The sequence below is a fragment of the Methylocapsa sp. S129 genome, from assembly GCF_009765995.1.
In the GTDB taxonomy this organism is placed as follows: Bacteria; Pseudomonadota; Alphaproteobacteria; order Rhizobiales; family Beijerinckiaceae; genus Roseiarcus.
In genome coordinates, this window is the sequence record NZ_LMUI01000046.1 from 56513 (window position 1) to 80403 (window position 23891).

25 protein-coding genes are annotated in these 23891 nt (G+C 59.4%); 8 read left to right on the forward strand and 17 right to left on the reverse strand.

Annotation, left to right across the window (positions count from 1 at the left end; all coding sequences use genetic code 11):
• Positions 1-42: 42 nt before the first annotated feature.
• Together GSQ90_RS23675 and GSQ90_RS23680 are read right to left on the reverse strand one after the other, a co-directional pair.
• On the reverse strand, positions 43-531 hold the full coding sequence (locus GSQ90_RS23675; RefSeq protein WP_158817437.1) for a carboxymuconolactone decarboxylase family protein: 489 nt from the start codon (positions 529-531) through the stop codon (positions 43-45).
• A 258-nt stretch (positions 532-789) separates the two neighbouring features.
• Positions 790-1041, reverse strand: coding sequence for a hypothetical protein (locus tag GSQ90_RS23680; RefSeq protein WP_158817438.1), 252 nt, complete (start codon positions 1039-1041; stop codon positions 790-792).
• A 141-nt stretch (positions 1042-1182) separates the two neighbouring features.
• On the opposite strand from GSQ90_RS23680, the gene GSQ90_RS23685 reads away from it, so the two are divergent.
• Entirely contained in the window at positions 1183-1932 is a 750-nt protein-coding gene (locus tag GSQ90_RS23685; RefSeq protein WP_158817439.1) for an SDR family NAD(P)-dependent oxidoreductase, read from the forward strand.
• Between the two features lie 559 nt (positions 1933-2491).
• On the opposite strand, the gene GSQ90_RS23690 is transcribed toward GSQ90_RS23685, so the two are convergent.
• The 6 genes from GSQ90_RS23690 to GSQ90_RS23715 form a co-directional block, all read right to left on the reverse strand.
• Positions 2492-3274: a hypothetical protein gene (locus GSQ90_RS23690; protein WP_158817440.1), complete on the reverse strand. Its 783-nt coding sequence runs from the start codon at positions 3272-3274 to the stop codon at positions 2492-2494.
• A gap of 400 nt (positions 3275-3674) precedes the next feature.
• On the reverse strand, positions 3675-4763 hold the full coding sequence (locus tag GSQ90_RS23695) for a GlxA family transcriptional regulator (protein ID WP_158817441.1): 1089 nt from the start codon (positions 4761-4763) through the stop codon (positions 3675-3677).
• Between the two features lie 47 nt (positions 4764-4810).
• Complete coding sequence (locus GSQ90_RS23700) at positions 4811-5998, reverse strand: GTP-binding protein (protein ID WP_158817442.1); 1188 nt, start codon at positions 5996-5998, stop codon at positions 4811-4813.
• A gap of 58 nt (positions 5999-6056) precedes the next feature.
• Entirely contained in the window at positions 6057-6680 is a 624-nt protein-coding gene (nthB, locus tag GSQ90_RS23705) for a nitrile hydratase subunit beta (protein ID WP_158817443.1), read from the reverse strand.
• 17 nt (positions 6681-6697) lie between these two features.
• Positions 6698-7312: a nitrile hydratase subunit alpha gene (gene nthA / locus GSQ90_RS23710; protein ID WP_246731743.1), complete on the reverse strand. Its 615-nt coding sequence runs from the start codon at positions 7310-7312 to the stop codon at positions 6698-6700.
• A gap of 208 nt (positions 7313-7520) precedes the next feature.
• Positions 7521-7733: a hypothetical protein gene (locus GSQ90_RS23715; RefSeq protein WP_158817445.1), complete on the reverse strand. Its 213-nt coding sequence runs from the start codon at positions 7731-7733 to the stop codon at positions 7521-7523.
• 173 nt (positions 7734-7906) lie between these two features.
• Here GSQ90_RS23715 and GSQ90_RS23720 point away from each other — a divergent pair, with 173 nt between their 5' ends.
• Positions 7907-9019, forward strand: a complete 1113-nt coding sequence (locus GSQ90_RS23720) for an alkene reductase (RefSeq protein WP_158817446.1) — start codon at positions 7907-7909, stop codon at positions 9017-9019.
• Between the two features lie 115 nt (positions 9020-9134).
• Here GSQ90_RS23720 and GSQ90_RS23725 read toward each other — a convergent pair whose 3' ends face one another.
• The gene (locus GSQ90_RS23725) at positions 9135-10100 is read right to left on the reverse strand and encodes a GlxA family transcriptional regulator (protein WP_158817447.1); all 966 of its coding nucleotides are present in this window, start codon (positions 10098-10100) and stop codon (positions 9135-9137) included.
• Between the two features lie 177 nt (positions 10101-10277).
• On the opposite strand from GSQ90_RS23725, the gene GSQ90_RS23730 reads away from it, so the two are divergent.
• Positions 10278-10562, forward strand: coding sequence for a hypothetical protein (locus tag GSQ90_RS23730; protein WP_158817448.1), 285 nt, complete (start codon positions 10278-10280; stop codon positions 10560-10562).
• A gap of 410 nt (positions 10563-10972) precedes the next feature.
• On the opposite strand, the gene GSQ90_RS23735 is transcribed toward GSQ90_RS23730, so the two are convergent.
• The 4 genes from GSQ90_RS23735 to GSQ90_RS23750 form a co-directional block, all read right to left on the reverse strand.
• Positions 10973-11338, reverse strand: coding sequence for a nuclear transport factor 2 family protein (locus tag GSQ90_RS23735; RefSeq protein ID WP_210254957.1), 366 nt, complete (start codon positions 11336-11338; stop codon positions 10973-10975).
• A gap of 421 nt (positions 11339-11759) precedes the next feature.
• Positions 11760-12563: a glutathione S-transferase gene (locus GSQ90_RS23740; protein ID WP_158817449.1), complete on the reverse strand. Its 804-nt coding sequence runs from the start codon at positions 12561-12563 to the stop codon at positions 11760-11762.
• Positions 12564-12606: 43 nt separating this feature from the next.
• Entirely contained in the window at positions 12607-13350 is a 744-nt protein-coding gene (locus GSQ90_RS23745) for an SDR family NAD(P)-dependent oxidoreductase (protein WP_158817450.1), read from the reverse strand.
• The gene (locus GSQ90_RS23750) at positions 13347-14192 is read right to left on the reverse strand and encodes an NADP-dependent oxidoreductase (protein WP_158817451.1); all 846 of its coding nucleotides are present in this window, start codon (positions 14190-14192) and stop codon (positions 13347-13349) included. The genes GSQ90_RS23745 and GSQ90_RS23750 overlap by 4 nt, the downstream gene beginning before the upstream one ends.
• 57 nt (positions 14193-14249) lie before the next feature.
• On the opposite strand from GSQ90_RS23750, the gene istA reads away from it, so the two are divergent.
• The gene (gene istA, locus GSQ90_RS23755; RefSeq protein WP_174247530.1) at positions 14250-15767 is read left to right on the forward strand and encodes an IS21 family transposase; all 1518 of its coding nucleotides are present in this window, start codon (positions 14250-14252) and stop codon (positions 15765-15767) included.
• Between the two features lie 13 nt (positions 15768-15780).
• Positions 15781-16515, forward strand: a complete 735-nt coding sequence (gene istB, locus GSQ90_RS23760; RefSeq protein ID WP_158817453.1) for an IS21-like element helper ATPase IstB — start codon at positions 15781-15783, stop codon at positions 16513-16515.
• A 271-nt stretch (positions 16516-16786) separates the two neighbouring features.
• Here the strand turns inward: istB and GSQ90_RS23765 are convergent, their stop codons facing one another.
• Together GSQ90_RS23765 and GSQ90_RS23770 are read right to left on the reverse strand one after the other, a co-directional pair.
• Positions 16787-17239 (reverse strand): hypothetical protein, encoded by a 453-nt coding sequence (locus GSQ90_RS23765; protein WP_371418438.1) that lies wholly within the window; start codon positions 17237-17239, stop codon positions 16787-16789.
• Positions 17240-17347: 108 nt separating this feature from the next.
• Entirely contained in the window at positions 17348-18259 is a 912-nt protein-coding gene (locus tag GSQ90_RS23770; protein WP_210254958.1) for an AraC family transcriptional regulator, read from the reverse strand.
• A 152-nt stretch (positions 18260-18411) separates the two neighbouring features.
• Between GSQ90_RS23770 and GSQ90_RS23775 the strand changes: the two genes are divergently transcribed.
• Entirely contained in the window at positions 18412-19248 is an 837-nt protein-coding gene (locus GSQ90_RS23775; RefSeq protein ID WP_158817455.1) for an alpha/beta fold hydrolase, read from the forward strand.
• Positions 19249-19402: 154 nt separating this feature from the next.
• Here GSQ90_RS23775 and GSQ90_RS23780 read toward each other — a convergent pair whose 3' ends face one another.
• Positions 19403-19828 (reverse strand): MarR family winged helix-turn-helix transcriptional regulator, encoded by a 426-nt coding sequence (locus GSQ90_RS23780; RefSeq protein ID WP_246731744.1) that lies wholly within the window; start codon positions 19826-19828, stop codon positions 19403-19405.
• Positions 19829-20023: 195 nt separating this feature from the next.
• Here GSQ90_RS23780 and hmgA point away from each other — a divergent pair, with 195 nt between their 5' ends.
• Both hmgA and fahA read left to right on the forward strand, forming a co-directional pair.
• On the forward strand, positions 20024-21349 hold the full coding sequence (gene hmgA, locus GSQ90_RS23785; protein ID WP_246731750.1) for a homogentisate 1,2-dioxygenase: 1326 nt from the start codon (positions 20024-20026) through the stop codon (positions 21347-21349).
• A complete protein-coding gene (fahA, locus tag GSQ90_RS23790; protein WP_210254959.1) occupies positions 21346-22671 on the forward strand; it encodes a fumarylacetoacetase in 1326 nt (441 codons plus the stop codon). The genes hmgA and fahA overlap by 4 nt, the downstream gene beginning before the upstream one ends.
• A gap of 300 nt (positions 22672-22971) precedes the next feature.
• On the opposite strand, the gene GSQ90_RS23795 is transcribed toward fahA, so the two are convergent.
• On the reverse strand, positions 22972-23847 hold the full coding sequence (locus GSQ90_RS23795; protein WP_158817457.1) for an MBL fold metallo-hydrolase: 876 nt from the start codon (positions 23845-23847) through the stop codon (positions 22972-22974).
• Positions 23848-23891 lie beyond the last annotated feature (44 nt).

Genomic DNA, 23891 nt, shown 5'->3' on the forward strand with positions numbered 1-23891 from the left:
GCGCTCCTTGGCGGGCATGCTGAGATCAGCCGCCGCTGCCCATTATTCTGCTGCGGATAACGAGTAGCGGTCGATGCCGGTCTGAATCCATTTCGTGTACATGGTGAAGAGTTCGGGAGTGGCGGGATCGAGCTTCATGATTCCGCCAATCATCTCGCTTGCGAACATGAAGGCGATCCAGGCGGTCAACTCGACAATCTCCTCTTCAGAGAAATGTGCCGTGACCTCGTCCCAGACGGCGTCATCAACCGACGTCGGATGTTCTGCCAGCGCACGTCCGTAAGCGACGGCCGCGGCGAGGCGGGGATCGTCGTACGTCGCGGCCGGCTTGCCCAGCGAGGCGCAAAAGGCACAGCCGCTATGCTGCGCCACCATGCGTCGCACCTCTTCCTTCAAGGCCGGATGCAGCACGCCGGTGAAGCGCATTTCCTCGTCCAGCGCACTCCATGATTTGACGATCTCTGGCCGCATGCTCATGATCTTGCGCCAATGGCTGCCTGGAGCGTTTGCTCTTCCTTCGAGACGCGGCATGTCTTCCTTCCTCCAAAAAATCGCCATGCTGGTTGCGCTTCTTTGCCCCGCGCACCGTCGATGCGCGCTCACATCCAGCCTTAGCTCACCTTAAGCACGAAAATAATAGATTTGTAAATAGCGAAGTCATTCGTTGATGCAAAGCGCATTGTGGTACTGATTTGGCACGGATATCGCGCGAGGTGAGGGTTGTTGTAGTCAACCCGCGGCGCAATCCGGTTGCCAGTAAAATGAATTACAGATATGTAAAAGACAAATTCACTCGTGATTTACAAATTTATTCAGCCCAGTAGAAGCGGTCGTGGCCCGGTCGCCGACGTCGAGAACAAGACCCACAAGGCAGCATGATTCATGATCGTCGATGCGCAGCAAGCAGAAGCGGTTCTCGCACAAGGGCGCGCCAATTTCGTCGTCAGGGGGCGAGAGGCTTTGCGAAATCCCCATTGGGCGCATCACGCTGCCGCCGATCTTGCTTGGGATCCAGTGTTCGCTCAATGGCCGGTTCGTCATGCACCATGGCTCGCCCAGCGAGCGCCGTTGCTGAATGTCATTCGCGCCGAACAGGAGAGCGTAGCTGGGTCCGGAAGATCGTGACGAACATAATCGTCGATCTCGGCAAACGTCACAACGAAAAGCAGCGGGAGTAGCAACATGATGCTCGCAAGACGTATCGCCCTCGTCACCGGCGCCGGACAGGGAAACGGGGCGGCGATTGCAAAGGGGCTTGCTAAGGAAGGCGCGCGCGTCGTCGTGACCGATATCGATGCGACGACAGCCGAGATGACGGTGGTAGCGATTCGCGCTGCGGGTGGCGATGCGCTGGCCCGCCGTCTCGATGTTACCGACGCCGCAGCCTGTCAGACTCTGGCCGATGAGATCGGCAAAACCGTCGGGCCGGTCTCGATACTGGTCAATAACGCCGGCATCTGCCCGCGGCATGATATCGACAGCTCCGATTTGCGCCGGTCATGGGATGCCGCGATCGCCGTCAATCTCGAGGGCACCCTCAACGTTACCTTGGCGTTCGTGCCCGCGCTGCGTGAGACTAAAGGCAGCGTTGTGAACATCTCGTCGATTGCGGCTTTCATTTCCACCGGAACATCCGTTAGTTATTCCGCGTCGAAGGGCGGCGTCAGCATGCTGACCGTGACACTCGCGCACGAACTTGCCAAGGACGGCGTGCGCGTCAACGCAATCGCACCGGGCGCCTTCTCGACGCCGCTGACCAATGAGACCCGGAACGATCCCGTGCGGATGGCGCGCTTCGTCGCGCGCACACCGCTCGGGCGCTTCGGCGAACCAGAGGAACTTGCAGGCCCCGTGGTGTTTCTCGCATCCGACATGTCGAGTTATGTTACCGGAACGACCCTTGTCGTCGACGGTGGCTATCGCGCTCTCTGACACCGTGCGCGAGCGCATTATCTCGTTTGCGCACCCTGACCGCGTGCCCTACCGCCGCGTGAATCCGTCTATTGCAAAGTCAATCTGCTGCAAACTGCCGTTCTCAGGAGAAATACAAAAAGTCCGAAAAACGATCGGCGGAGGGAAACGAGGCGCATCCGGCATAGTTGCGGTATCTCTCAATGCATGGCTCCGCCTTGCAATAGCAATTCCGACTTCATCACTCACAACCTGTCGGTTTTCGTCCTGCCGCTTTTCATCCCGCCGCTGGTGGCGTTCGGATGCAGCGATTCGATCTATGGCTCGTTGCTCGGATCGGTGACGCTTGTCATCCTCAGCGCCGCGCTCACGCACTCGCTCCGGATCGAACATTTCGTCAACGGCGCGTTGGTGCTGTTTGCGCTCTATTTCTACCGAAGGGGCTCGTCGGCGACCGAACCCGATCTGCAGCTGCGGGACGAACCCGCGGCAGCACTCAATCAGCTAGAGATCAGCGGATGCATGCCCCACGTTCGACCAAACAGCCACCAGAGGGAAACTACCGCACGTACCACCGATGTTAGCCGATTTTCTCCGGCCTGTCGGGCCATGGGAAAAGCTGTGGGGCGCCGACTTGCTGCCCTGCCTGAGCTGCGACGGCAAACCGCGTATCCGGTCGTTTCGTGATTTCCTCGATCGCGAATTCTCCGAACATTTTGCGAATGTCGAGAGCGGGATGTTGCTTGAAGACCTTTCTTGCCTGGTCGACCGGAATTTCGCTGGCGCGGAGACAGGATAGGTCAGTCCAGGCCCCGTCTTGAAGATATTTCGCCATCGCTCCAAACTCTTCCCCCACGATCTGCACGTGCAAAACAATAGCTTCTGCTGCAGCGTCGGCTCGCTCTTGCGTCACACCTTCGCCCACAAGAAAATCATGAGCCGCAACCCCGCCATCGACGGAGAAGTCGCCAATGTGCTCATGCGCGCACCTATGCTGATCGGTTATGCCGAGGTCGTGCAACAATGCCGCAACGTAGAAGAGTTCTTCGTCGTCAATCCGAGCCCCATCGGCTTGTGCCAAGAGAGAGCCCCAGTAGTAAGTTCTATGAACGTGGTTTGTCAGGGAAGCAGGAGACAGCTTGCTGACATGGCTTTCGACTTTCTTGGCGAGGGCGCTGTCAGGAACACGGATCAAGTCAATATCCATTTTCGCGATTGCATCGCGTGCCGGTCTGCTCAAATCAGCGGCACACCTAGCCTGCGCCTTCAGCATCTCGCGCAGCACCGCGTCACGCTGGCTCGGATGGAGACGGCCGCCCGTTTCCTTGGCCCACGCCCAGGTGCCAATTCTCTTGTCGGACAATTTTATTCCCCCATCAACAGACGGGATGCAGTCTGCCGCCAGGAGATTCCTAGTTTGACCCAAAAGGACACTGCAGCCGCATGCGCACATCCCGATCGTCCGCAAGAAGTTCCTTCTTGTGCCAGTCATTTGAGCTTGGCTTGACAAATCAACCTCCCGAAGGGTCCCATGTGATTCAGAAGAGCCCACCCCGTCTTCAATCAATTCCGACTAGGGGTAGGAGCATTGTTAATTGCGATACGTACGAGACATGTCTTGCTGGCAGAATATGAGGCAGGCCCTTTGGCTCCAATGACAATCATCCCTCCTTTTCTGCCCAAAACAGTAGTGCCGAGTTGGGCCGTCTGAATCGCGCAAGGCACCGATTCAAATCCGGATGGATCTGCGATCCTTGAAGTGCCTAAGACGCATCTGGCGACTGACCGCTTCCGTCACCGCGACGACTGCCAACAAGGTCCACGATCCGAAAAGATTTCTTGGGAGGCTGCCAACGAAGCGTGCGGCCAAACCGGCTGCGAAAGTCTTGCGGCGACACGCCGTAAGTCTTGAGGAACGCACGACGCATGCGTTCGTCGTCGCCGAAGCCGATCCGATCGGCAATGTTTTGGATGGTGTCTGTCGCCGTCTCCAGCAGCCTTCTGGCCGCCTCGACGCGAATTTGCTCGACAGCCTTCGCCGGACTCTCACCCGTCTCACGGAGATAGACGCGAGCGAAATTTCGAGGGCTCATATTGGCGGCAGCAGCCAAAGCCGGGACCGACAGGTCTCCAGGTAGATTCGAACGGATCCAGTTGTGCAGATTATCGAACTTCCCTCGAGCGTCACGGAACTGGCGCTGTAACTCCACGCTGAACTGCGACTGTCCACCTGGCCGCTTGAGAAAGAGCACCAGTTCGCGTGCGAGCCTAAGCGCAATATCGTTGCCGAGATCGTGTTCAACAATCGCTAGGGCCATGTCGATCCCGGCCGCGACGCCGGCGGAGGTCCAGACACCGCCCGATGAGACAAAAATGGCGTCAGGTTTGAGCTTTACCTCTGGGTACAAAGTCTCGAATTTCTCACATCTGGCCCAATGCGTTGTCGCCTCGAGCCCATTCAGAACTCCCAATTCCGCAAGAATGAAGGCGCCTGTGCAAATCGAGCCCACGCGGCGGGGCTTGTCGAGATAACCGCTAAGACATGCTCGCAGGGACGCGGTCGCGATTGCCGTTTCTGCCGGGGCGCCACCCACAACGAGCAAAGTATCGACGTCTGCGGCCAACGCTTCGTGAATCGTTTTCGTCGAAAGCGCCACTCCAGCGTCGGTTCGGATTTGCCCGCCATTCTCCGAAGCCAACGTAACCGAATAGGCGGGCGTCCCATCGGCAGTGCAAGCATCATTGAAAACCTGGAAGGGCCCCGTGATGTCGAGCAATTTGGCCTGCTCGTACATCACCAGGACGACATGGCGCGGAACTCCGGAGTCAGCTTTGCATATCGTTGAGGGCATGGTTTACCTGTACGTCGCCAGGCGAATGATGGACCCGCCGCCATTGATCAAAGGCTTCGCCAGCTTTTGACACCCAACTGCACCTCGTCCGTCGTCAGAAGGCAGCTGTCCAGCTCCGAAAAAAGGGCAGCAAAGTCGATGCCCTGTCCAATGAACACGATCTCCTGCCTGCAATCGCCGCTGTTCTCGTCCCACTGGCTTTGAATATGGTCCTTGCGATAATCATCCGGCCATAGCTCGGGTGCAACGAACCGCCACCAACGCCCCGTCTTTTCGAATGAAAACGCGCCACCGGTCTGCGCCAGGGTGTACGTGTCCGTGATCTCGCTCGCGAGCCAGAAGTAGCCCTTGGAGCGCAGCAATCGGCCATTCGTCCACCTCCGTCCGAGAAAGCTTAGGAAGCGACGATGATGAAACGGCACCCGCGCTTTGTACGCGGCAGACGAAACGCCGTATTCCTCGGTCTCCGATGTCTCTTGTCCCCGCATTTCGCGCATCCAACTGGACGCTCGCGTAGCCTGCTCGAAATTGAACCGACGCTTCGACAGGAGCTCGTCGACCGGGATATCTCCCTTGACCACTTCAATGATCTCGGCTTCGGGATTCAGGGCGCGGATAACGGACTTGACTTCGTCTATCGTAGTTCCGTCGGCGAGGTCGCACTTGTTGATAAGCACGAGGTCCGCGAATTCTATTTGCTCCGCAAGCAATTTGCCCAGCGTCCGCCGGTCTTCATCGTCGCGAGCCTGCCCCAAAGCCGTCAGCGTTTTTTCTGCCAGATAGTCAGGCAGGAAGCGCTCGGCGTCGACGACGGTTACCATCGAGCTGATTTGTGCGAGGTCGGAAAGAGGGCGAAACGCGCTGCCGACAAACGAGAAGGTCTCCGCGACGTGGATCGGCTCGGAAATTCCGGACGATTCGATCACGAGGTGGTCGTATTTGTGCTCGCCTGCGAGATCAGCGACGGCCTCCAGCAGGTCCTCGCGCAGGGTGCAGCAAATGCAGCCGTTCGTCAGTTCGACCAGTTTCTCCTGTGTTCGATGCAGGACAGCCGAACTTCTCACTTCGTGAGCGTCTATGTTTATCTCGCTCATGTCGTTGACAATGACCGCAACCCTCATCCCCTGTCGATTGCGCAGGATGTGGTTCAGCAATGTGCTTTTTCCAGCACCGAGAAAGCCAGACAAGACTGTGACAGGAAGCACAGTTTCCTGTCGCGATTCGACGGGGTCCATCGTCGCAACTCTCGTTGTGGTCGAACCGGCGGTCCCTTGAACAGAGACCGCCAAGCGATCAATTCGGCGGATCCAGATAGCTCGCGAACAGATCCACGACGACGGACGACCCGTCCTTGACTTCGCTCCAGAGTTCGGAACCTTCGAACCGAACATGATAGGTATGCTCGTGAGCCGCATCAACCTTGTGGGCCATTTCGCCAGGAAAATGAGCCTTCGGCGCGATCCCGACGATCTCGCCGCGTTTGCCATGGCAATATCTCGGTGCACGGCTGTGACCGGTCGGTGACTCATTCCTCACGACGACTTTGTCGCCAACTTTGAATTCCGGTCGGTGGCGACGGCTCGCCTGTCCAGGACCGATCGCGGGGGATAGCGGAAAGCTTCCCTCGCCTCCGGCACGTTCTTCAAGCTCGTCGTGTCTAAGGAGCTCGTGCTCGACGTACAGGGTCGCCATTCCGATCAGTACGCGCTCGAAATAGCCGGCCCGCATGTAGTCCCTGGGCGAAATTCGTTCGATCGCGTGCCGACCGCTGTCGAAAGTCCACCAGCCCTTTTCTGCGGCCAGGAGTGCCGCAACATAGGTAAATGGCTCCCAGTCATGATGAAAGGGGAGGTTATCGCGTTGCTCCGGCATACGGCCGAAGCCCTGCTTGCCGCCAATATCAGCGATTCCGTCCATGCTTACCCCCGAATTTCTCAGTGCGCTTGGGCGCTGGCAGGCGTCAGTTCAGTGACGCTGTTGGGATCGGGATTGACGGTGCCAATGAGCGTCTCCTTTGTCACAATCCGCTCGAGTTGCTCCCGCGTCCAGTTTTCGGTGCCCTCCGGACGCACTGGAAGCACCATGTAGCGGGTCTCGGCAGTCGTGTCCCAAACCCTGATCTTGACGCCTTCCGGAACGTCGAAGCCGAGTTCGCTCAGGACTCGCCTCGGCTCGCGAACGATGCGGGAGCGATATTCGAAGCTCTTGTACCACTCCGGCGGCAAGCCAAGGATCGGCCATGCGGTGCAGGAGCAGAGCGAGCACACGATCACGTTCTGGAGTTCCTTTGTATTCTCGAGCGCGACAATGAAGCCGCCTTCGACGCCGCCGAAACCCAGCTCGGCGCCTGCCGACGCCGCATCGCTGAGAAGACGCGCCCTATACTCTGGATCGGTCCAGGCCCGCGCCACCATCTTGGCCCCGTTCTCGGGTACCCAGCTGTCAAAGGTGTCCTTCCACTTCTCGATGTATTCCGCCGAGATCAGGCCCTTGTCCTCAAGCGCTTCTTTGAGCGCCCTGGCGCGGACCTCAACGTCAGCCAGCGGCATATTGTGATGTAGATTTCCCATGGGTAGTGGCCTCTGTAGCGGATTTGTCTATTACATATTATGTTGCGATTATCGAATGTCAACAAAAATGAGGAGCACCTCTAACTCTGCCAGAGTGTACTCCCGGAAACGCGGGGGCGTGCTTCCAGTTTTGGATCATGGGCTCCACATTTCAAACCGTGCCAACATTCATGCCTGCAACGCGCTATCAGGCGTTCGCACCAGCGAGGTGTATCCCCGCAATATTGCCGAATGTGATCGCCGGTCCGAGCGCAAAGGCGCCACCCGGATAGTTGCCGCCCATGATGCTCGCCGCATCGTTGCCCGCGGCGCAGAGTCGTTGGATCGGCTTATCCCGTTCGTCCAACACATGAACTTGGCCGAGGCGCCGAAGAAGGTGGTCAACGATCAGATCGAACAACGTTCGGCATCCGCGCCTGCCCCCTGATGGGAACGACTGGCAGGATTTGAGGGGAGTATGTCCTTTCCGGTGGAAAGGAAAACTACGATAATTCGACTCTGCGCTGGGTGGAAATAATCGGAATCCGGCTCGCTCACAGACTACGCTGCCAGCGTCGCAAAGGATGCGTGGATATGTCCAATTTGTTCGGCCCGATCCGCGTCGGTGCGTTCGATCTGTCGCATCGCGTCGTACTCGCTCCGCTCACCCGCATGCGTGCCGAGATGCCGGGCAACGTCCCCGGTCAGGCCATGGCGGGTTACTACGCGGCCCGCGCCACAGCAGGCGGCTTGTTGATCGCCGAAGCGACGTACATCGCCCGTCAGGGCAATGGCGGTTTCGGCTCGCCCGGCATCGAGACCGACGAGCAGGCGGCCGGCTGGAAGAAGGTCGTCGACGCCGTGCATGCCAAGGGCGCGACCATCGTGCTCCAGCTCTGGCATGTCGGCCGCGCCTCGCATGTCAGCCTGCAGCCCGATGGCGGCGCGCCGGTCGCTCCGTCTGAAGGCGACGCCGGCCTGGGCGTTCTTCTCGAGGCCCGGCCCGGCCCGGCGACGCCGCCACGGGCGCTCGGAACGGAAGAGATCCCGACGATCGTCGAACAGTATCGCGCCGCCGCCGGGCGCGCGAAGCAAGCCGGGTTCGACGGCGTCGAGATCCACGGCGCCAATGGCTATCTGATCGACCAGTTCCTGCAGGACGGTTCGAACCGGCGCACTGACATCTACGGCGGCAGCATCGAGAGCCGGGTCCGCTTCCTCTTCGAGGTAGTGGGCTCCGTGACCACAGTCTGGTCGCCTGATCGCGTCGGCGTTCGCATCGGACCGAGCAACAGCTTCAACGAGATGCACGACAGCGATCCCGGGGCTCTGTTCGCCTATGTCGCAAAAGGACTCGGGGATCGTGGCATCGCCTATCTCCATGTCATCGAGCCGCGCGTGAAGGGCAATGCGGAGATCGACGAGTTGCCTCCTGCGGCCGCGGAGAACCTCAAGCCGATCTTCGGAGGTCCGGTCATCGCCGCCGGCGGTTTCAACGCCACCGACGCGGCCGCAATCGTCGCAAACGGCGGCGCCGATTTGGTGGCCTTTGGCCGCCATTTCATCGCCAATCCCGATCTCGTTCGTCGCCTGAAGGAGGAATTGCCGCTCAAAAAATATGACCGCGAGACCTTCTATTACGGCGGCGCTAAAGGCTATTCGGACTATCCGGTCTATGACGAGACCATCGAGGAGGAAGTGGCCTAATCGCTGCTCTCCTCCCGGATAGGATCCGGAACCGCTGCGCGGAATGATATATGGCGCACAGACCTTTGGTTTGCGTCGTTGTCGCTTCGCGCAAGCGGCTAGGCCACAATCAGCGCTATAGAAGTTCGGCTCGAAGCTCACGCACCCCACGACCCAGCCGCTCGCGCAGGAGCGTTCGTAGGGTTGCTCCGTCGACGTAGCCGACTTCGGCTGCAATGGCATGAATGTCAAGGCCGCTGCCGCGCAGCAACGATTGGGCGTGCTCGACGCGCAGATCCTGAAAGTACGCCAAAGGCGACTTGCCAAGGATTTCATTGCAACGACGCTGCAACGTCCGCGAAGTCGTCGAAAGTGCGCCGGCGGCGGCCTCGAGGGAGAAACCTTCCTTAAGATGGCCTCTCGCCCAACGCTCGAAGTGCGTGATCAAAGGGTCGGCATGGGCCAGATGACTGGGTATGATGTACGCTGCCTGGGTCGAGCGAAGGTCGGCCAAGAGGTAGCGCGAGACAGTGTTCGAGAGTTCGGGGCTCGCCTGGCGAACGAGCCATAAGGCGAGATCGAGATGTCCCATGGCCGCGCCGGCGGTCACGATGCCATCGGCCGCTATCAGCATACGGGACTCTTTGAGGCGCACTTTGGGATAGCGCTGCCGGAACAGAGGTGCGAGCGACCAGTTGGTCGTCGCTTCCAGGTCATCAAGCAGTCCGGCCTCCGCCAATAGGAAGGTGCCGACACACGCCGCCGCGAGTTGTACCCCTGCCTGACGCCATTGAAGCAACTGCGCCACTGCCTTGGACGTGTCCGGACGCGCCAGAGCAGCCAGGAGGACGCCAGGCATGATGGTGTTGAGGCCAGGCACAATTACCCAGTCCGGCCTCAGATCGGGCGTGATCGGCTTGACGGGAACGTCCATCCCGCGGCCAGAACGCACCGTTCGCCGGACGCCGACAACCGACACGTCAAAGCGAGGCGTTCCCCCCATCAGGCGATTGGAAAGGCCGTTTGCTGCGCCCAATGCGTCGATGGTTAATGCGAGAGCTGTATCCCAAACCCCTTCAAGGGCGAGCACTGCGATGCGCATGGCGTAATTGACCTCATTAAGGTCATTCAGCGCTAACGGCTCTGGCCGTGACAATCAATAGAAACCGCGTATTCGGATTGGCGTAAATGACCACAAAAATGTCATTTACGACGATATTGTCCAACCCGCAGACTTTCTATTTTCCGCGATGTCGAACAAACTCATAGGAGAAAGATGATGAAGTTTTTAGCCATTGCAAAGCTTCAAGTACCGCGAGAACAACTTGCCCCCCACATGCCCAAAGAGCCCGCCGCCACTCTCAAGCTTTACGTCGACGGCGTGCTCGAGCAGTTCTGGTATGTCGAGAACAAAGGTCCGGTTTTCCTGTTGAATGCTGACTCGGAAGAAGCGGCGCAAGCCGCGCTGAGGACGCTGCCCCTTACCGCGGCAAACCTGGTTCTCTACGACCTCCTGCCGCTCGGCCCCCTCGTTCCCCTGGGCCGACTGATCCCGGCGGCGTAGCGCGGTAGCCATCGTCATACGGGTGAGCCGCTGGTTCACCCGTACAGGCCCAAGGGCCTTAGGCGCCCCGCAATCCTCCCTCGGCCGCTTCGCAACGCGAGCGCGCATCCAGTGCGCTGCGGTCCAGCTTATGTAAGGTGATACGCGGTTGTTAATCCGCTCGGCGGCAGGGATGCCGGTCAGCTTAGCGGGGGCGGCCTCTGACCTAGAACGACGTCCAACGCAAGAGGCCCCCCTGCCCGCCGCAGCTTGAGCCGAAGCGTACGGCCGATGAGGTCAGCCGTCAGGACCCGACACTGAGCAGTCTCTGCACTGGGACGCGCCTGGACGCCACAGCTGGTTCCATCCTCCCAGAACTCGACCTACCGACACAGAACCGACAAAGCAGTGCGCAAACATCTGTGACCAGCTCAAAACATGCCGTTTTGATTGTTCGCGCTCTCGGGCACCGGCTGCAGCACATCCCAGTGTTCAAGAATCTTACCGTCAGCGTCGAAGCGGAAGATATCGACACCCGCAGTTTCCTTGCCGCCCCAATCCAGATACCGCACATGGATGAAAGCCAAATCGCCGTCGATGGCGATGCGCTTTACCTCGCAAGGTACCTTTTTAACCTGTTTGAGGAAGTTGACGATGAAATCGGTGCCGTCCGGGAACATCGGGTTGTGCTGGATGTACGGGCCGGCCACTAGACCGGGCAGCAAGTCACCTCGACCCTCGTTGAAGACTTTGCCGTAAATGGTGTCGACGGCGGCTTTCATCTTGTCACGTTGCATGAAGTTTACTCCTTCGTGTGGCGTCTCATTGGCCCGCCGAGCGAGCCAACTCTTCGTGATCACTGAACCGCCAATCGGCTCAACGATGAATGCCGATTGATCGCTATTTCATATCTATTCGTCTCACGTCGAGGGCGACTTGCCAGCGGTACTCATCGCGTCCGCGGAATCGGGAAATAGGGGCGCAGGTTGGGCGCCCCTGCTCGCTGAGTATTGGCAAACAACACTGGTGTTTTTCTGTCGAAGACCACTGGCGCCAGAACGAATCCAGCACCTCCTCGTAATATCGCACTCGCTGCAGCGATCCTGCTTGACGGCTTGATGCACAGAAACGGAGGCGGATGATCGCGAGCGAATTGTATCGCCGCGACGCAAATATTGGTGTCGGGTTGGGTCACGCGGCCCCCCCTTCGGCAGGCGGTCAACGCATGAGGGCAAAGCGTTCGCGGTAGGCTTCGAGATCAGGCGAGAAGGCCGGGTGCCGCACCAACGAATCGAAATGAAGCAAAGTTCTTGGGAAGACAGCCCATTGCTCACCTGCAAGGACCGGAGCAAGTCCGGAGCTTCGCAACGTTTCGGCGAATTGTTGCTCGTTCGTGAGCAGAGCAAGCTCGCAGACAAAACAGATATCGGCCAGCGTAATACCCGCGCCGACGAGGCCATGAGGGTTGCGCGTCAGCGCCCGTTCGAGTCCGGTGAGATAGTTGGCCAGCGCCAGTTGCGCCGCGCTGTGAGCACTTGCCGAAATCTCGTCAGAGCGGAGCGCAAGGAGATAGCGCTGTGTGTCGTGCCCAAACATCAGCCCGGCATCAAGAAAACTGTCGATGCGAGAAGAGTCGAAAGGCCCGTTTCCCATCAGGGAAGCCCGGTTCGCGCCCAGCCGGGCGACCAGTCGCATAATGCTATTGGACTCGAAAACACCGATCTTCCCGTCTGCACTGAAAGCAGCGGGAACGTTTCCGAAGGGCTGAGCTTCGAGAAACCGGTCAGTCTTGTAGAGGAAGCTCTCGCCGAAGCCCTTGCGGCTGCGGCGAGCGAGGCCTTTTAGATTTTCCAGATCCATATCGGTGATCGGCCTGGCATCAAAATCCCAGAGCCAGTTTTTCAATTCGTCGGGAGATGCACCACGCACCTCCACCTCCACGTCGCACAGCCTGCCGGCAATAGTTGCCTTCCAAAGGCGTGGATTCGGCAAGTAAGAAAAAATTCGAACTGGGCCACCCATCGCGGGTACCTCATCTCCCAATGACTGACTACCCGTCGCCGGGCTAGAATATCTCTTCGGATGGACGCAGATCGATTTCTTGTGTCCAAGCCGTCGCAGGTTGCCGGTGGATGAACCAGTAAGCCTCGGCGATGGCATCCAGCCCAAGCAAACCAGTCTCCCCCTTCTCGGCAACACGCGCAGGCTGCAAGACACGCAGACGATCGCCATTGATGCCGCCGTCGATCACCACATGCGCGATATGGATTCCGAGCGGTCCGTATTCGCGCGCCATGCTCTGGCTGATCATCCGGAGACCCGCCTTCGCGGCGGCGAAGTGGGCGTAAGCCGGCTTGCCCCGGAGGCTGCCGGAAGCTCCGGTAAAGATTACTGTGCCTCGCCCCAATGGCACTAGCCGACGGGCTGCCTCTCGCCCGGTCAAGAAGCCGGCAAAGCAACCCACCCGCCAAAAATCTTCGAATAGCTCTGCGGACAGTTCGCGAAAGTCGAGGCGCTGGTTATTGCCAGCATTGAAGACGACCAGATCGGGCAGCGCGCGGTCAGCCGACTCAACGTAAGCTCGATCGAAAAGTGCGATAATGTCTTCCTCTCGCGTCGCGTCAAGCTCGACAAACTCAGCGGTGCCGCCGGCCGCCGCAATTCTATCGACGACTTGCTTGAGCTTGGCTGCCGTTCGCCCAGCGACGAACACGTGGTATCGTTCCGCTGCGAACTTGCGACAGAGTGCGGCGCCCAACCCCTGCTCTGCGCCAACGCCGACAACGATCGCCGATGGTTTCTTGGTCATGCGGTTTTCCATTTATGATCGGCGCTCTCTACCTTGACGATCAGCTTTCCGAAATTTCTACCCTCAAGCAGCCCTATGAACGCCTCGGGAGCGTTGGTGAAACCCTGGACAATATCCTCCCGGAAATGGACGCGACCCTGCGAGATCCACCCGCTCACTTTGTCCAAGAAAGTGGGGCGTTGATCCCAGAACTCACGTACAATGAAGCCGCGCAGTGTCACGCTGCGGGATAAGATTTCCATGAACGTCGCGGGAAGGTGATCCACGCCGTCATCGCTTACAGGATTATTGTACTGGGCGGTCAACCCGCACAGGGGCACCCGGGCGTGTTCGTTGAGCAGCGGCAACACCGCTTGCCAGACAACGCCTCCGACAAGCTCAAAATAGACATCAATCCCATTGGGACAAGCGGCAGCCAGGTCCTCAGCAAAGCCGGGTGATCGATGGTCAATCGCAGCGTCAAAACCGAGTTCATCTTTCACGAAAGCGCATTTGGCGGCGCCACCGGCAATCCCAATCGCCCTTGCGCCTTTGATCTTCGCGATTTGCCCAACAAGCGAGCCAACCGGACCGCTCGCCGCTGCCACTACGACCGTCTCGTCGGGTTGGGGCTTGCCTACGGTGAGCAAACCGGCATAGGCGGTGAGCCCCGGCATGCCGAGCACCCCAAGAGCTGTCGTAATCGGATTAAACCGCGCGTCTAGCCGGGTCAGTGCGAATTCCGATTCAATCCGGCCAGGGATTCCGATTTGATCCCGGCCACCGTTCCGAAATGAAGCCGGCCACCTGAGACGGTTTTCCGTCCTCTTTGTTTGCTCCCCGCAGATCAGCAACTGCGGCATGCCCGTCTCATCGATGTCGATGAGGAGAACGGGATGCCGGCGAGGCGGGAACTGAGCATGCGGCAAATGCGATATCTATTGCGGCTTCACCACGATGGAGTGAGCGCGCGCGAGATCGGGCGCCTTCTGGGGGTAGCGCGCAGCACGATCCAGGACAGCTTGAAACGGGCGACGGCGGCTGAATTGAAATGGCCGTTGCCGGACGACGCCACCGATGACGCTCTCGAGCGCCAGCTGTTTGGCAGGGCCGGAGCAGCGCCGGGCCAGAGGCGGCGCGCCGAGCCGGATTGGGCGGCATTGGCGCGCGAGTTGAAACGTCCCGGCGTCACCATGACCATTCTCTGGGAGGAATACCGGGAAACCCATCCAGGAGGCTACGGGTACAGCCGGTTCTGCGATTTGCTGCGCGGGTTCGAAAGGCGGCTGACGCCGGTGATGCGCCAGCACCATGTCGCCGGCGACAAGGCGTTCGTGGATTATTCGGGCAAGCGGATCGGGATTGCCGACCCGACGACGGGCGAAATCCGGGAGGCGGAGATTTTTGTTGCCGTGCTCGGCGCGTCGAACCTGACCTATGCTGAAGCGACGTGGACGCAGCAACTGCCAGACTGGATCGGCGCGCACGTGCGCATGTTCCGCTTCTTTGGAGGTTCGCCGAGACTGCTGGTCCCCGACAATCTGAAGAGCGGCGTCCAGAAGGCCTCGTTCTACGACCCCGAGATCAATCGCACCTACGGCGCGATGGCGACGTATTATTCCGTCGGAATCCTCCCAGCACGCCCGGCAAAACCGCGAGATAAAGCGAAAGTCGAATCCGGGGTGAGATTTGCCCAGAGCTACATTCTGGGTCGCTTGCGTCAGCTGACTTTCTTCTCGCTCGCCGAGTGTAATGAAGCGATCGCGCTGGTCATGCAACGCATGAACGAGCGCCCCATGCGCAAACTCGGCGTCAGTCGCCGCGAGCTGTTCGAAAAGATTGAACGTCAGACCCTCACCGCTTTGCCCGCCGACGATTGGGAGTTCGCGGAATGGCGTCGCGCAAGGGTCAATCTCGACTACCACATCGAGGTCCATGACTTCCTCTATTCGGTCCCGCACACGCTCCTGCGCGCTGAGGTCGACGTGCGGATTACGGCCCGCACCGTCGAGATATTCCACCGCGGCCAGCGCGTCGGCGCCCACCAGCGCCGTTACCTGGGCCGAAAGCACGGGACAGACCCAGACCACATGCCCAGCTCGCATCGGCGCTACGCCGAATGGACGCCAGATCGATTCCGCCGATGGGCCAGCAAAATCGGACCGAGCACCGAGGGGTTGATCGTCGCCGTGCTCGCAAGTCGGCCGCATCCCGAACAAGGCTTCCGGACCTGCCTCGGCATCCTGCGCTCTTATCGGGGCGTCGATCCGGCTCACGTCGAGGCGGTCTCGGCCCGAGCCCTCGAACTCGGCGCGCTCAATTGCAAGAGCGTCGCCTCTCTCCTGGCCCAGAAGCGCGACAAGGCGGCGTCGAAGGACAGCCGCCAGGCGACGCTCTTTGACCACACCAATCTGCGCGGTCCCGGCTACTACCATTAAAGGAAAACTCTTCATGCTCGCTCATCCCACGCTCGACCAATTGCACGCCCTCGGTCTCCACGGCTTGGCCAAAGGGTTTAGGGAACTGGAACACAGAGCCGAGGCGCACGGTCTCGATCACGCTGAATGGCTTGGCCTGCTGCTCGAATACGAAATGACGCTACGCCGGCAGAAACAGTTCGAAGCGCGCGCCAGAGCGGCGCGCCTACGTCATCCCGCCAGTGTCGAGGACGTCAATTATCAAAGTCCACGCGGGCTCGATCGCGCCCTGTTCCTCAAACTCGCCGCCTGCGATTGGATCGCCGAACGCCGCAATTTGCTGGTGACCGGGGCATCAGGCTTGGGGAAAAGTTGGCTCGCCTGTGCGCTCGGGCACAAGGCCTGTCGAGAAAACATCTCCGTTCTCTACACGCGCATTCCGAGGCTCTTCGCCGATCTGGCGATCGCGCATGGCGATCCTCGTTACGCCCGGCTGTTGCGCTCCATCGCACGCGTCAAATTACTCATTCTGGACGATTGGGGGCCGGAAGCCCTCACGCCTGAACAGGCGCGCGATCTCCTCGAAATCGTCGAGGATCGCTACGACAAAGGCTCGATCATCATCACCAGCCAGGTTCCCGTCGACCGCTGGCACGAAATGATTGGAATCCCGACCCTCGCTGATGCGATTCTCGACCGCGTCATTCACAACGCCTATCGCATCGACCTGGCCGGTGAGAGCTTGCGCAAGCGCGGATCATCGACATGAATCGATGTGCGCGACCAACGCCGCCTGGCGCCACCCTCGGCGCGACAAGGCCGTGGACAACGACGGGCTACGCTACGGCGCATTGGAAAGCGCGCTCCGCCCGTCGTTGCCCACCGCCACCCGATCCGGTCCTCACGCACCGAACCTTCTCCTCATTTTATGGGCCCAAATCCATGTCCGCTTGACCAATCCGGCCAAGCAAAACATCATCACTTCGATCCGCGGGAGCAGACGCCAGGTGGCCGACATCAAATCGGAACCCCGGCCGGCTTCAAATCGGAATCGGTGGCCGGCTTCCTATTGGAATGCGTGGCCGGCTTCGTCGGAATCCGCAGGTCAGGCCGGAGCCATCCGAAATCGCATGAGTGCACCAGCCTAGTCGCGCCGCCACGTGGTCGCCGACGCGATACTCCGAATGGCGGGATTGCACGATCTGCGCGACGACCTCACCTTCCATCACACTCCCGATAGAAGTCGGCGAGGAATAGGATTTGCGATCATCCATCCTCCCACGCATATACGGGTCGAGCGAGAGAAATTCAGTCGCTAGGAGGACTTTGCCTTCGCTCGGCTCTCGCAGGTCGACCTCCTCTAGCCGGAAGTCGGTCAGCCGAGGCGCTCCTTGCGGCCGCGCCGCGAGCACAATCTGGCGTCCCTTGATCTTTGACAACACTTGTCTCCAGCCGGGTGCGCATTGTGACGGTTGCCTCTTGGAATCAGGCACCGACTTAGCGAAACACTGAAGCCGTCACCGGAAGGATATCCATACGCAAAAGGCGCGATTACATCGCAATTCGTCTCATTTTGCTGGCGCTTGGCGCTCCGTTCACATTCAACCTGGATTTGATGCGGCCCGACGATGATGAATCGGCGAAACACCACGAACCGATTTGAAAGCGCGACTGAACGAAAATTCTGACTGATAGCCGACACGCGAAGCGATCTCGGCCAGCCGTAGATTAGTTTCCTCGAGCAACTGCGCGGCGATACCCATGCGCCATCGTGTTAGGTAAGTGTGTGGAGGCTCGCCTATTAAGGTACTGAAATGACGGGCAAAAGCAGCACGTGACAAGCCGGCTTCCCGTGCGAGCTCTTCCAACGTCCAAGCGTAATTGGGCGATTCATGCATGCGCGCGAGGGCTCGCGCAAGTGAAGGCGAACGCATGGCCGAGAACCAGTCACCTGTTCTGGATGATGATGCCTCACTCCACTCGCGTACGAAGTAGACGAACAAGGACGAAATGAGGTTGCGAACCACGATCTGATTGCCGAAATTGGGCGCCTCAACTTCGTCGCTAAGCATGCGCAGCGTGTTTCTCAATGGTGAGTGTCCAGGCTCGATACCGGCGTGGAGCGATATCGCTGGAGGCATCGCGCGCAGGGCCGGAAGTGCGAGGTGCTGATCCAGATTGTATTGACCGCAGATCAGCGTGCTTGCTTTCGCATCGCTATCAACAACGCCGTCCCACCTAGCCAAAAACGTATCCAGCGGCATCGCTTTGCCACGCGCGGAATGCGCCACTTCATGTGCGCTACCGCGCGGAAACAAGACTAGCTCACCGGAACGCAATTCCACCGTCTCGGCGCCAGGCCGGCGCACGAAGGCGTGTCCCTGCGCAACGAAATGAAACACCACGGCATTGCGTGGTGGAACTGAGAATCCCCATGGGTCCGGAACGCGCGTGCGCACCAATACCACGCCCTCGGCCCGAATTGCTCTTATCCAATCGTTCAACGGGTCCACAGGTTACAACTCAAGTGAGACGATCCGTTATGATATTGCCTCATATGCGTATGGTCAATCTTTCCTGGTGGTGCTCGTATCGGTTGCCGCGAAGCCTAATGAGCAAGTCAGGGCGAGAAGCGGTAACGAGCATTTTCACGCGAGAAACAGACATGAATCACGATCTTCCCGATATTGGGGCAGTAGAGTTCGCCGTGATTGACGGCCTACGCATTCGGTATGCTCGATCGGGGGTGAACCAGGGCACACCTGTATTACTCACCAGTCCATGGCCTGAAAGCATCTACGCCTTTCGTGACGTGCTTCCCGTGCTAGGGCGTGGGAATCCGTTGATCGCGCTTGATCTTCCGGGCTTCGGAGTCTCTGAAAGTCGCCGTGAGGTGTTATCCCCTGAAGGTATGGCTGATTTCATCCTCCAGACGGCCGCATATTTCGGCATCAGTCGTATGCATGCGATAGGCCCCGATGTTGGTACATCTTCCTTCCTACTCGCGGCGGCGCGGAAGCCTGAGCTGTTTGAGAGCCTTGTGGTTGGCGGCGGCGCCGCCAACACAGACCTCGTCGCCGGACAGTTGAAGGATTTAATCGCTTCTGAACTCGGAGCGTTCGCCGAGATAGATGGTGCCCCGATCGGTGCTGGATTCGTCTCGCAATCGGCGCGGGTAGAACCCCCTCCAGCAGTCCTTGAGGATTACCGACAGGCATCAGCGGGACGGCGTTTCGAGGACGCCACCAATTTCGTCCGCGCCTATCGTCGCGATTTACCGCGCCTTGAGCGGGTCTTGGGTGAAATCGAAACGCCGATTCTAATCCTGGTCGGCCGAGACGATCCAATCGTGCCGCCGGAGAACGGTCGATTCCTCGCAGCTCGTCTCCCCCGTAACCGCTATGTCGAGTTGGACGGCGGCCACCTTCTCTGGGAAGATATACCCGAGGCCTATGCCGCAGAGATCGAACTTTGGCTTGCGCGTGATTATCGAGCCGTCTGACAATTGACCGCGGACGCTACGCGATAGCGGAACGAGGTGGCAGCAGCATAAATGTCGAGGCACTGTTTTAGTTTTGCAGCGATACTCGGTCTCGGCCCCACGCGTTAGGTCCGCGGAGAACAGGACATGCGCATCTTTCGCGTCGCAATTCCGTTCATTTCTTTCGACGCGGTCGCCTCGGCGTCATGACCGGCCGCAAAAGGGGTTGCCCCTCCAGTGGGGGATCGGCGATCAATTTCCGGATCGCACTCAGGAACGCCTCGCGTTCGCTGCTTGAAAGCCGGCTTAGCACTTTTTCCTGGTACGCAATGGCATGAGGAGCGATCTTGCGCATCAGCTCGCGACCGCTGGGCGACAATTGCAGTTCAACAAGTCGGCCATCCTCGAGATTGACGTTTTTGATGATGTGGCCGCGCCCTTCCAACAGCGCCGCCGCGCGCGATACCTTGACCTTATCCATAGACACCCGCTCGTAGATGTCGCGCACCGAGACCCTCTCGTTGTTTGCAAGGTGCGCCAACACGCGCCACTCGGGAATGCCGATGCCGAAACGCGACTGATAGACTTTGGCGAGATCCACGCTGAGACGGCGGGCCAAAACCGTGACGAGATAGGGAAGGAATTCGTCGACATCGAGAATCTTGGAGAGGGTATCGGACAAGGCTTGACTTTCCTTTCGTTTCAAATGAAATGATATTTGCAGCCCGATGCTGCGGCGGCTCGAGGAGGAAAACCGATGACGCTCGACAGTCAGATCGCCCCGTCTTCCGCCGCAATGATTCCCGCCTCGACCCCGAAATTCGGTTATATGCCGGGCTTTGGCAATGATTTCGAGACCGAGGCGCTGCCCGGCGCTTTGCCACAGGGGCAAAATTCTCCGCAGCGCTGCGCCTACGGCCTCTATGCGGAGCAACTGTCGGGGTCGCCTTTTACAGCGCCGCGCGGCGCGAACGAACGGTCATGGCTCTACCGAATGCGCCCGTCGGTCCGCCATGTCGGCCGCTTCCGCCGCGAAGACCTGCCCTATTGGAAAACGGCGCCGCACATCGTCGATCATGGTCTCTCGCTTGGTCCCCTGCGGTGGGACCCGATCCCGGTTCCAACCGAGCCGACGACATTCTTGACGGGCCTGCGCACGCTCACGACGGCCGGCGACGTGTTCACACAGGTCGGCATGGCGTCGCACGTATTCTTCGTCAACGCATCGATGGATGACGACTACTTTTACGACGCCGACGGCGAGTTGCTGATCCTGCCCGAGATGGGACGGTTGCTGATCTTCACCGAACTCGGCCGCATCGAAGTCGGCCCTGGCGATATCGCACTTGTGCCGCGCGGCATGAAGTTCAAGGTCGAAATGCTGGAGGGGCCGGCGCGCGGTTATGTCTGCGAGAACTACGGCGCGAAATTTGCGTTGCCCGAGCGCGGCCCGATTGGCGCCAACTGCCTCGCAAATTCGCGAGACTTCAAGACTCCCGTTGCGGCCTATGAAGAGAAAGACACGCCCTGCCGGCTCCACGTCAAATGGTGCGGGCAGTTCCATGTCGCGGAGATAGGTCATTCTCCGCTTGATGTCGTTGCGTGGCACGGCAATTACGCGCCCTACAAATACGATCTGCGAACGTTTTCACCTGTCGGAGCGACCCTCTTCGATCATCCCGACCCTTCGATTTTCACGGTGTTGACGTCGCCGTCAGGCGAGGCCGGCACGGCGAACGTGGATTTTGTGATCTTCCCAGAGCGCTGGAGCGTGGCGGAGCATTCCTTCAGACCGCCGTGGTACCACATGAACATCATGAGCGAGTTCATGGGGCTGATCTACGGCCAGTACGACGCCAAGGAGCGTGGCTTTACACCTGGCGGCTTCTCCCTGCACAACATGATGCTGCCGCACGGACCGGACAAAACCGCCTTCGACAAGGCGAGCACAACGGAACTTAAGCCAGTCAAATTCGAGAACACGCTGGCATTCATGTTCGAGACGCGATTCTCACAGCAGCTCACGCAATACGCAGCGACGCTGCCCGGCCTGCAAGATGACTACGCCGATTGCTGGGCCGGTCTTGATAAGGCCTTCGACAGCTCGCGAGAAGGCTTGTGAGCAGCAGTTCCAAACCTGCAGTGCGGCGCGGGAGCTGGGTCGAGAGCGCAAACGAGCTGCTATCGCACTTTCCCCTCGAAAATCTCCCCTATGGCGTCTTCAGCGCCGCCGGTTCCACACCGAGATGCGCAACGGCGATCGGCGACTTCGTACTCGATCTGCAGGCGATAGAAACGGTTGGGCTCTTGCAAATCGGAGGCGGCGCGGCGTTCAGGGAGCCCGGACTCAATACCTTTATGGCACTCGGGCCCGAGGCATGGAGTTCCGTCCGCACGCGGCTCACCGAGCTTCTCGCGAAGGACGGCGATCCCGCGCTGCGCGAGCGCGCGGATCTCCGCGCTCAGGCGCTTGTCCCGCGCGCGAGCGCGAGGATGCATCTGCCGTTCAAGGTCGCCGGCTATACGGATTTCTATGCCGGACGCCACCACGCGATGAACGTTGGGACTATGTTTCGAGGTCCGGAGAACGCGTTGCCGCCGAACTGGCTCAGCATTCCGATCGGCTACAATGGCCGCGCCTCGACCGTTGTCATTTCGGGAACGCCGATTCGTCGGCCGCTTGGCCAGACGAAACCTCCAGGCGCAGAACTGCCGGTCTTCGGACCGAGCCGCCGTCTCGACATCGAGCTCGAGTTGGGCGCCGTGGTTGGGACGCCGTCCCACCTCGGCGAGCCGATCACCGTGTCCGAGGCCGACGCGATGATCTTCGGTTATGTCCTGCTCAACGATTGGTCCGCGCGCGACATCCAAGCCTGGGAATATCAGCCGCTGGGTCCGTTCCAAGCCAAGGCTTTCGCGACGACGATAAGCGCATGGATCGTGCCCAAAGCGGCGCTTGAGCCCTTCCGCGTCGCCGCTCCGCCGCGCGATCGCGAACTCCTACCCTATTTGCACGAGCCAGAGCCGATGCTCTATGACATCGAGCTTGAGGTGCGCATGCGTCCGGCAGGCGCCGCCGAAGCCATGACTATCTCGCGCACGAACAGCCGCGAGCTTTACTACTCGTTCGCGCAGCAGTTGGCCCACCACGCGGTCTGCGGGTGCCAAATGGAGACGGGCGATCTCCTCGGCTCCGGCACGATTTCTGGAGCGGACAAAGCGAGCCGCGGTTCGTTGCTCGAATTGACCTGGGGCGGCGCTGAGCCGCTCAACTTTCCTGATGGCGGAGCGCGCACCTTCATAGAAGATGGCGATGAACTCGTCCTGGCGGGCTGGGCGCAAGGCTCCGGCCATCGCATCGGCTTCGGCGAATGCGCAGGCGTGGTGCGGCCCGCCCCCGCCGACTTCGCAGCCTCCTTTGGAGCAAATCGCATCTGTGCCTGACGCGCGACGATCCGACGATCGGCGCCTAGGTGCTGTTGAAGTTGCGCTTCGACCCGTCGGCGCGGTGGCTTACGCCACGCGATGCGGGCCTCTTTCATATCACCTTCCTATTGAGGACGCGCGCGGACTTGGCTCGCTGGACGGGAAGTGCAATCGAAAGGCTGACCTATGAAGCGTCCGCACAGGAAGTTGAACATCCCAGCAGCTGGCGTCGGCGCAGGAAAAGCAATCCAATTGATATTACTTCGCAACGCCACCGACCAATGCTCGGTGAGAGACCGACCTCAAAACGTCCACACTTCAAGCGCTGGGCCGGTTAACGAATGCTTCCGCCGACATAACCAGTACCGTAACATTCCCGTATTCGGGGTAGCTGTCGCGCATCCTAGAAACAATTTCTTCGGCCGTAGTTGATGAAGCGGCCGCCTGAGCAAAGTCGCGTATATACGCCTCCGTCCCGTCCAATATGGCTCCTGCCTCATCGCTGACCCCCGGCTTCTTATGCCCGGCGATCACTGTCTTTGGCTTCAGCGCTCTAAGCGTGTTCACGCTTTCGATCCAGCGCTTCCATTCCTCAGGGCCAGAGAGGCCAAGCATAAGGTGATTCGAGTTGTAGGCGACGTCACCTGAGACAACCATCTCCAGGGCGGGAACCCATACCACCGTGCTGGGCGCTATGTCTCCTTGGCTAACGTCAACAATGCGAAGTTGCTCTCCCTCGAGAGCCATCACGTCCGACGCAAGCGGTTCAGGAAGAGAACTCGGCTTGGCAATATCGACGGCCATCATGTTTTCGAACAATTCCAGCTCTTGCGCGCGATTTGCACGAATATAGTCAACCACACCTTGGGCGGCCATAACTCGGGCAGTTGGAAAACGGGACAACAAGCGATCCATACCGAAATAGTGATCAGGGTGTCCGTGTGTGATCAATATGCTCGTCAGCCGTTGACCATGTCGTGCGATACAATCAGCGAGAACGTCAACGTCTTCTATTGCGATGAGTGTATCGATTAGGATGGCTTCCGTCTTTCCGCATATAAGAGTCGCTGTCGTAGGAGAAAACGTTCCTCCTTTAGGTCCCTTTAGCGGATGCGCGGAGCTAACAAAGACATAAGCTTGCAACCGCGATAGGCCCGGTTTGCCAAGAGCTGGCTGCTGCAGCACACTGTTCATGATCGTCCCTCTTTAAGCGAGCTATCGTCGCTGCTAGTCTGTTA

Bases quoted from the DNA above. Each gene is read 5' to 3' on its own strand.
- GSQ90_RS23675 (WP_158817437.1), bottom strand. From the start codon at position 531: ATGCCGCGTCTCGAAGGAAGAGCAAACGCTCCAGGCAGCCATTGGCGC.
- GSQ90_RS23680 (WP_158817438.1), bottom strand. From the start codon at position 1,041: ATGACGAACCGGCCATTGAGCGAACACTGGATCCCAAGCAAGATCGGC.
- GSQ90_RS23685 (WP_158817439.1), top strand. From the start codon at position 1,183: ATGATGCTCGCAAGACGTATCGCCCTCGTCACCGGCGCCGGACAGGGA.
- GSQ90_RS23695 (WP_158817441.1), bottom strand. From the start codon at position 4,763: ATGCCCTCAACGATATGCAAAGCTGACTCCGGAGTTCCGCGCCATGTC.
- GSQ90_RS23700 (WP_158817442.1), bottom strand. From the start codon at position 5,998: ATGGACCCCGTCGAATCGCGACAGGAAACTGTGCTTCCTGTCACAGTC.
- nthB (WP_158817443.1), bottom strand. From the start codon at position 6,680: ATGGACGGAATCGCTGATATTGGCGGCAAGCAGGGCTTCGGCCGTATG.
- nthA (WP_246731743.1), bottom strand. From the start codon at position 7,312: ATGCCGCTGGCTGACGTTGAGGTCCGCGCCAGGGCGCTCAAAGAAGCG.
- GSQ90_RS23720 (WP_158817446.1), top strand. From the start codon at position 7,907: ATGTCCAATTTGTTCGGCCCGATCCGCGTCGGTGCGTTCGATCTGTCG.
- GSQ90_RS23725 (WP_158817447.1), bottom strand. From the start codon at position 10,100: ATGCGCATCGCAGTGCTCGCCCTTGAAGGGGTTTGGGATACAGCTCTC.
- GSQ90_RS23730 (WP_158817448.1), top strand. From the start codon at position 10,278: ATGAAGTTTTTAGCCATTGCAAAGCTTCAAGTACCGCGAGAACAACTT.
- GSQ90_RS23735 (WP_210254957.1), bottom strand. From the start codon at position 11,338: ATGCAACGTGACAAGATGAAAGCCGCCGTCGACACCATTTACGGCAAA.
- GSQ90_RS23740 (WP_158817449.1), bottom strand. From the start codon at position 12,563: ATGGGTGGCCCAGTTCGAATTTTTTCTTACTTGCCGAATCCACGCCTT.
- GSQ90_RS23745 (WP_158817450.1), bottom strand. From the start codon at position 13,350: ATGACCAAGAAACCATCGGCGATCGTTGTCGGCGTTGGCGCAGAGCAG.
- GSQ90_RS23750 (WP_158817451.1), bottom strand. From the start codon at position 14,192: ATGCCGCAGTTGCTGATCTGCGGGGAGCAAACAAAGAGGACGGAAAAC.
- istA (WP_174247530.1), top strand. From the start codon at position 14,250: ATGCGGCAAATGCGATATCTATTGCGGCTTCACCACGATGGAGTGAGC.
- istB (WP_158817453.1), top strand. From the start codon at position 15,781: ATGCTCGCTCATCCCACGCTCGACCAATTGCACGCCCTCGGTCTCCAC.
- GSQ90_RS23775 (WP_158817455.1), top strand. From the start codon at position 18,412: ATGAATCACGATCTTCCCGATATTGGGGCAGTAGAGTTCGCCGTGATT.
- hmgA (WP_246731750.1), top strand. From the start codon at position 20,024: ATGATTCCCGCCTCGACCCCGAAATTCGGTTATATGCCGGGCTTTGGC.
- GSQ90_RS23795 (WP_158817457.1), bottom strand. From the start codon at position 23,847: ATGAACAGTGTGCTGCAGCAGCCAGCTCTTGGCAAACCGGGCCTATCG.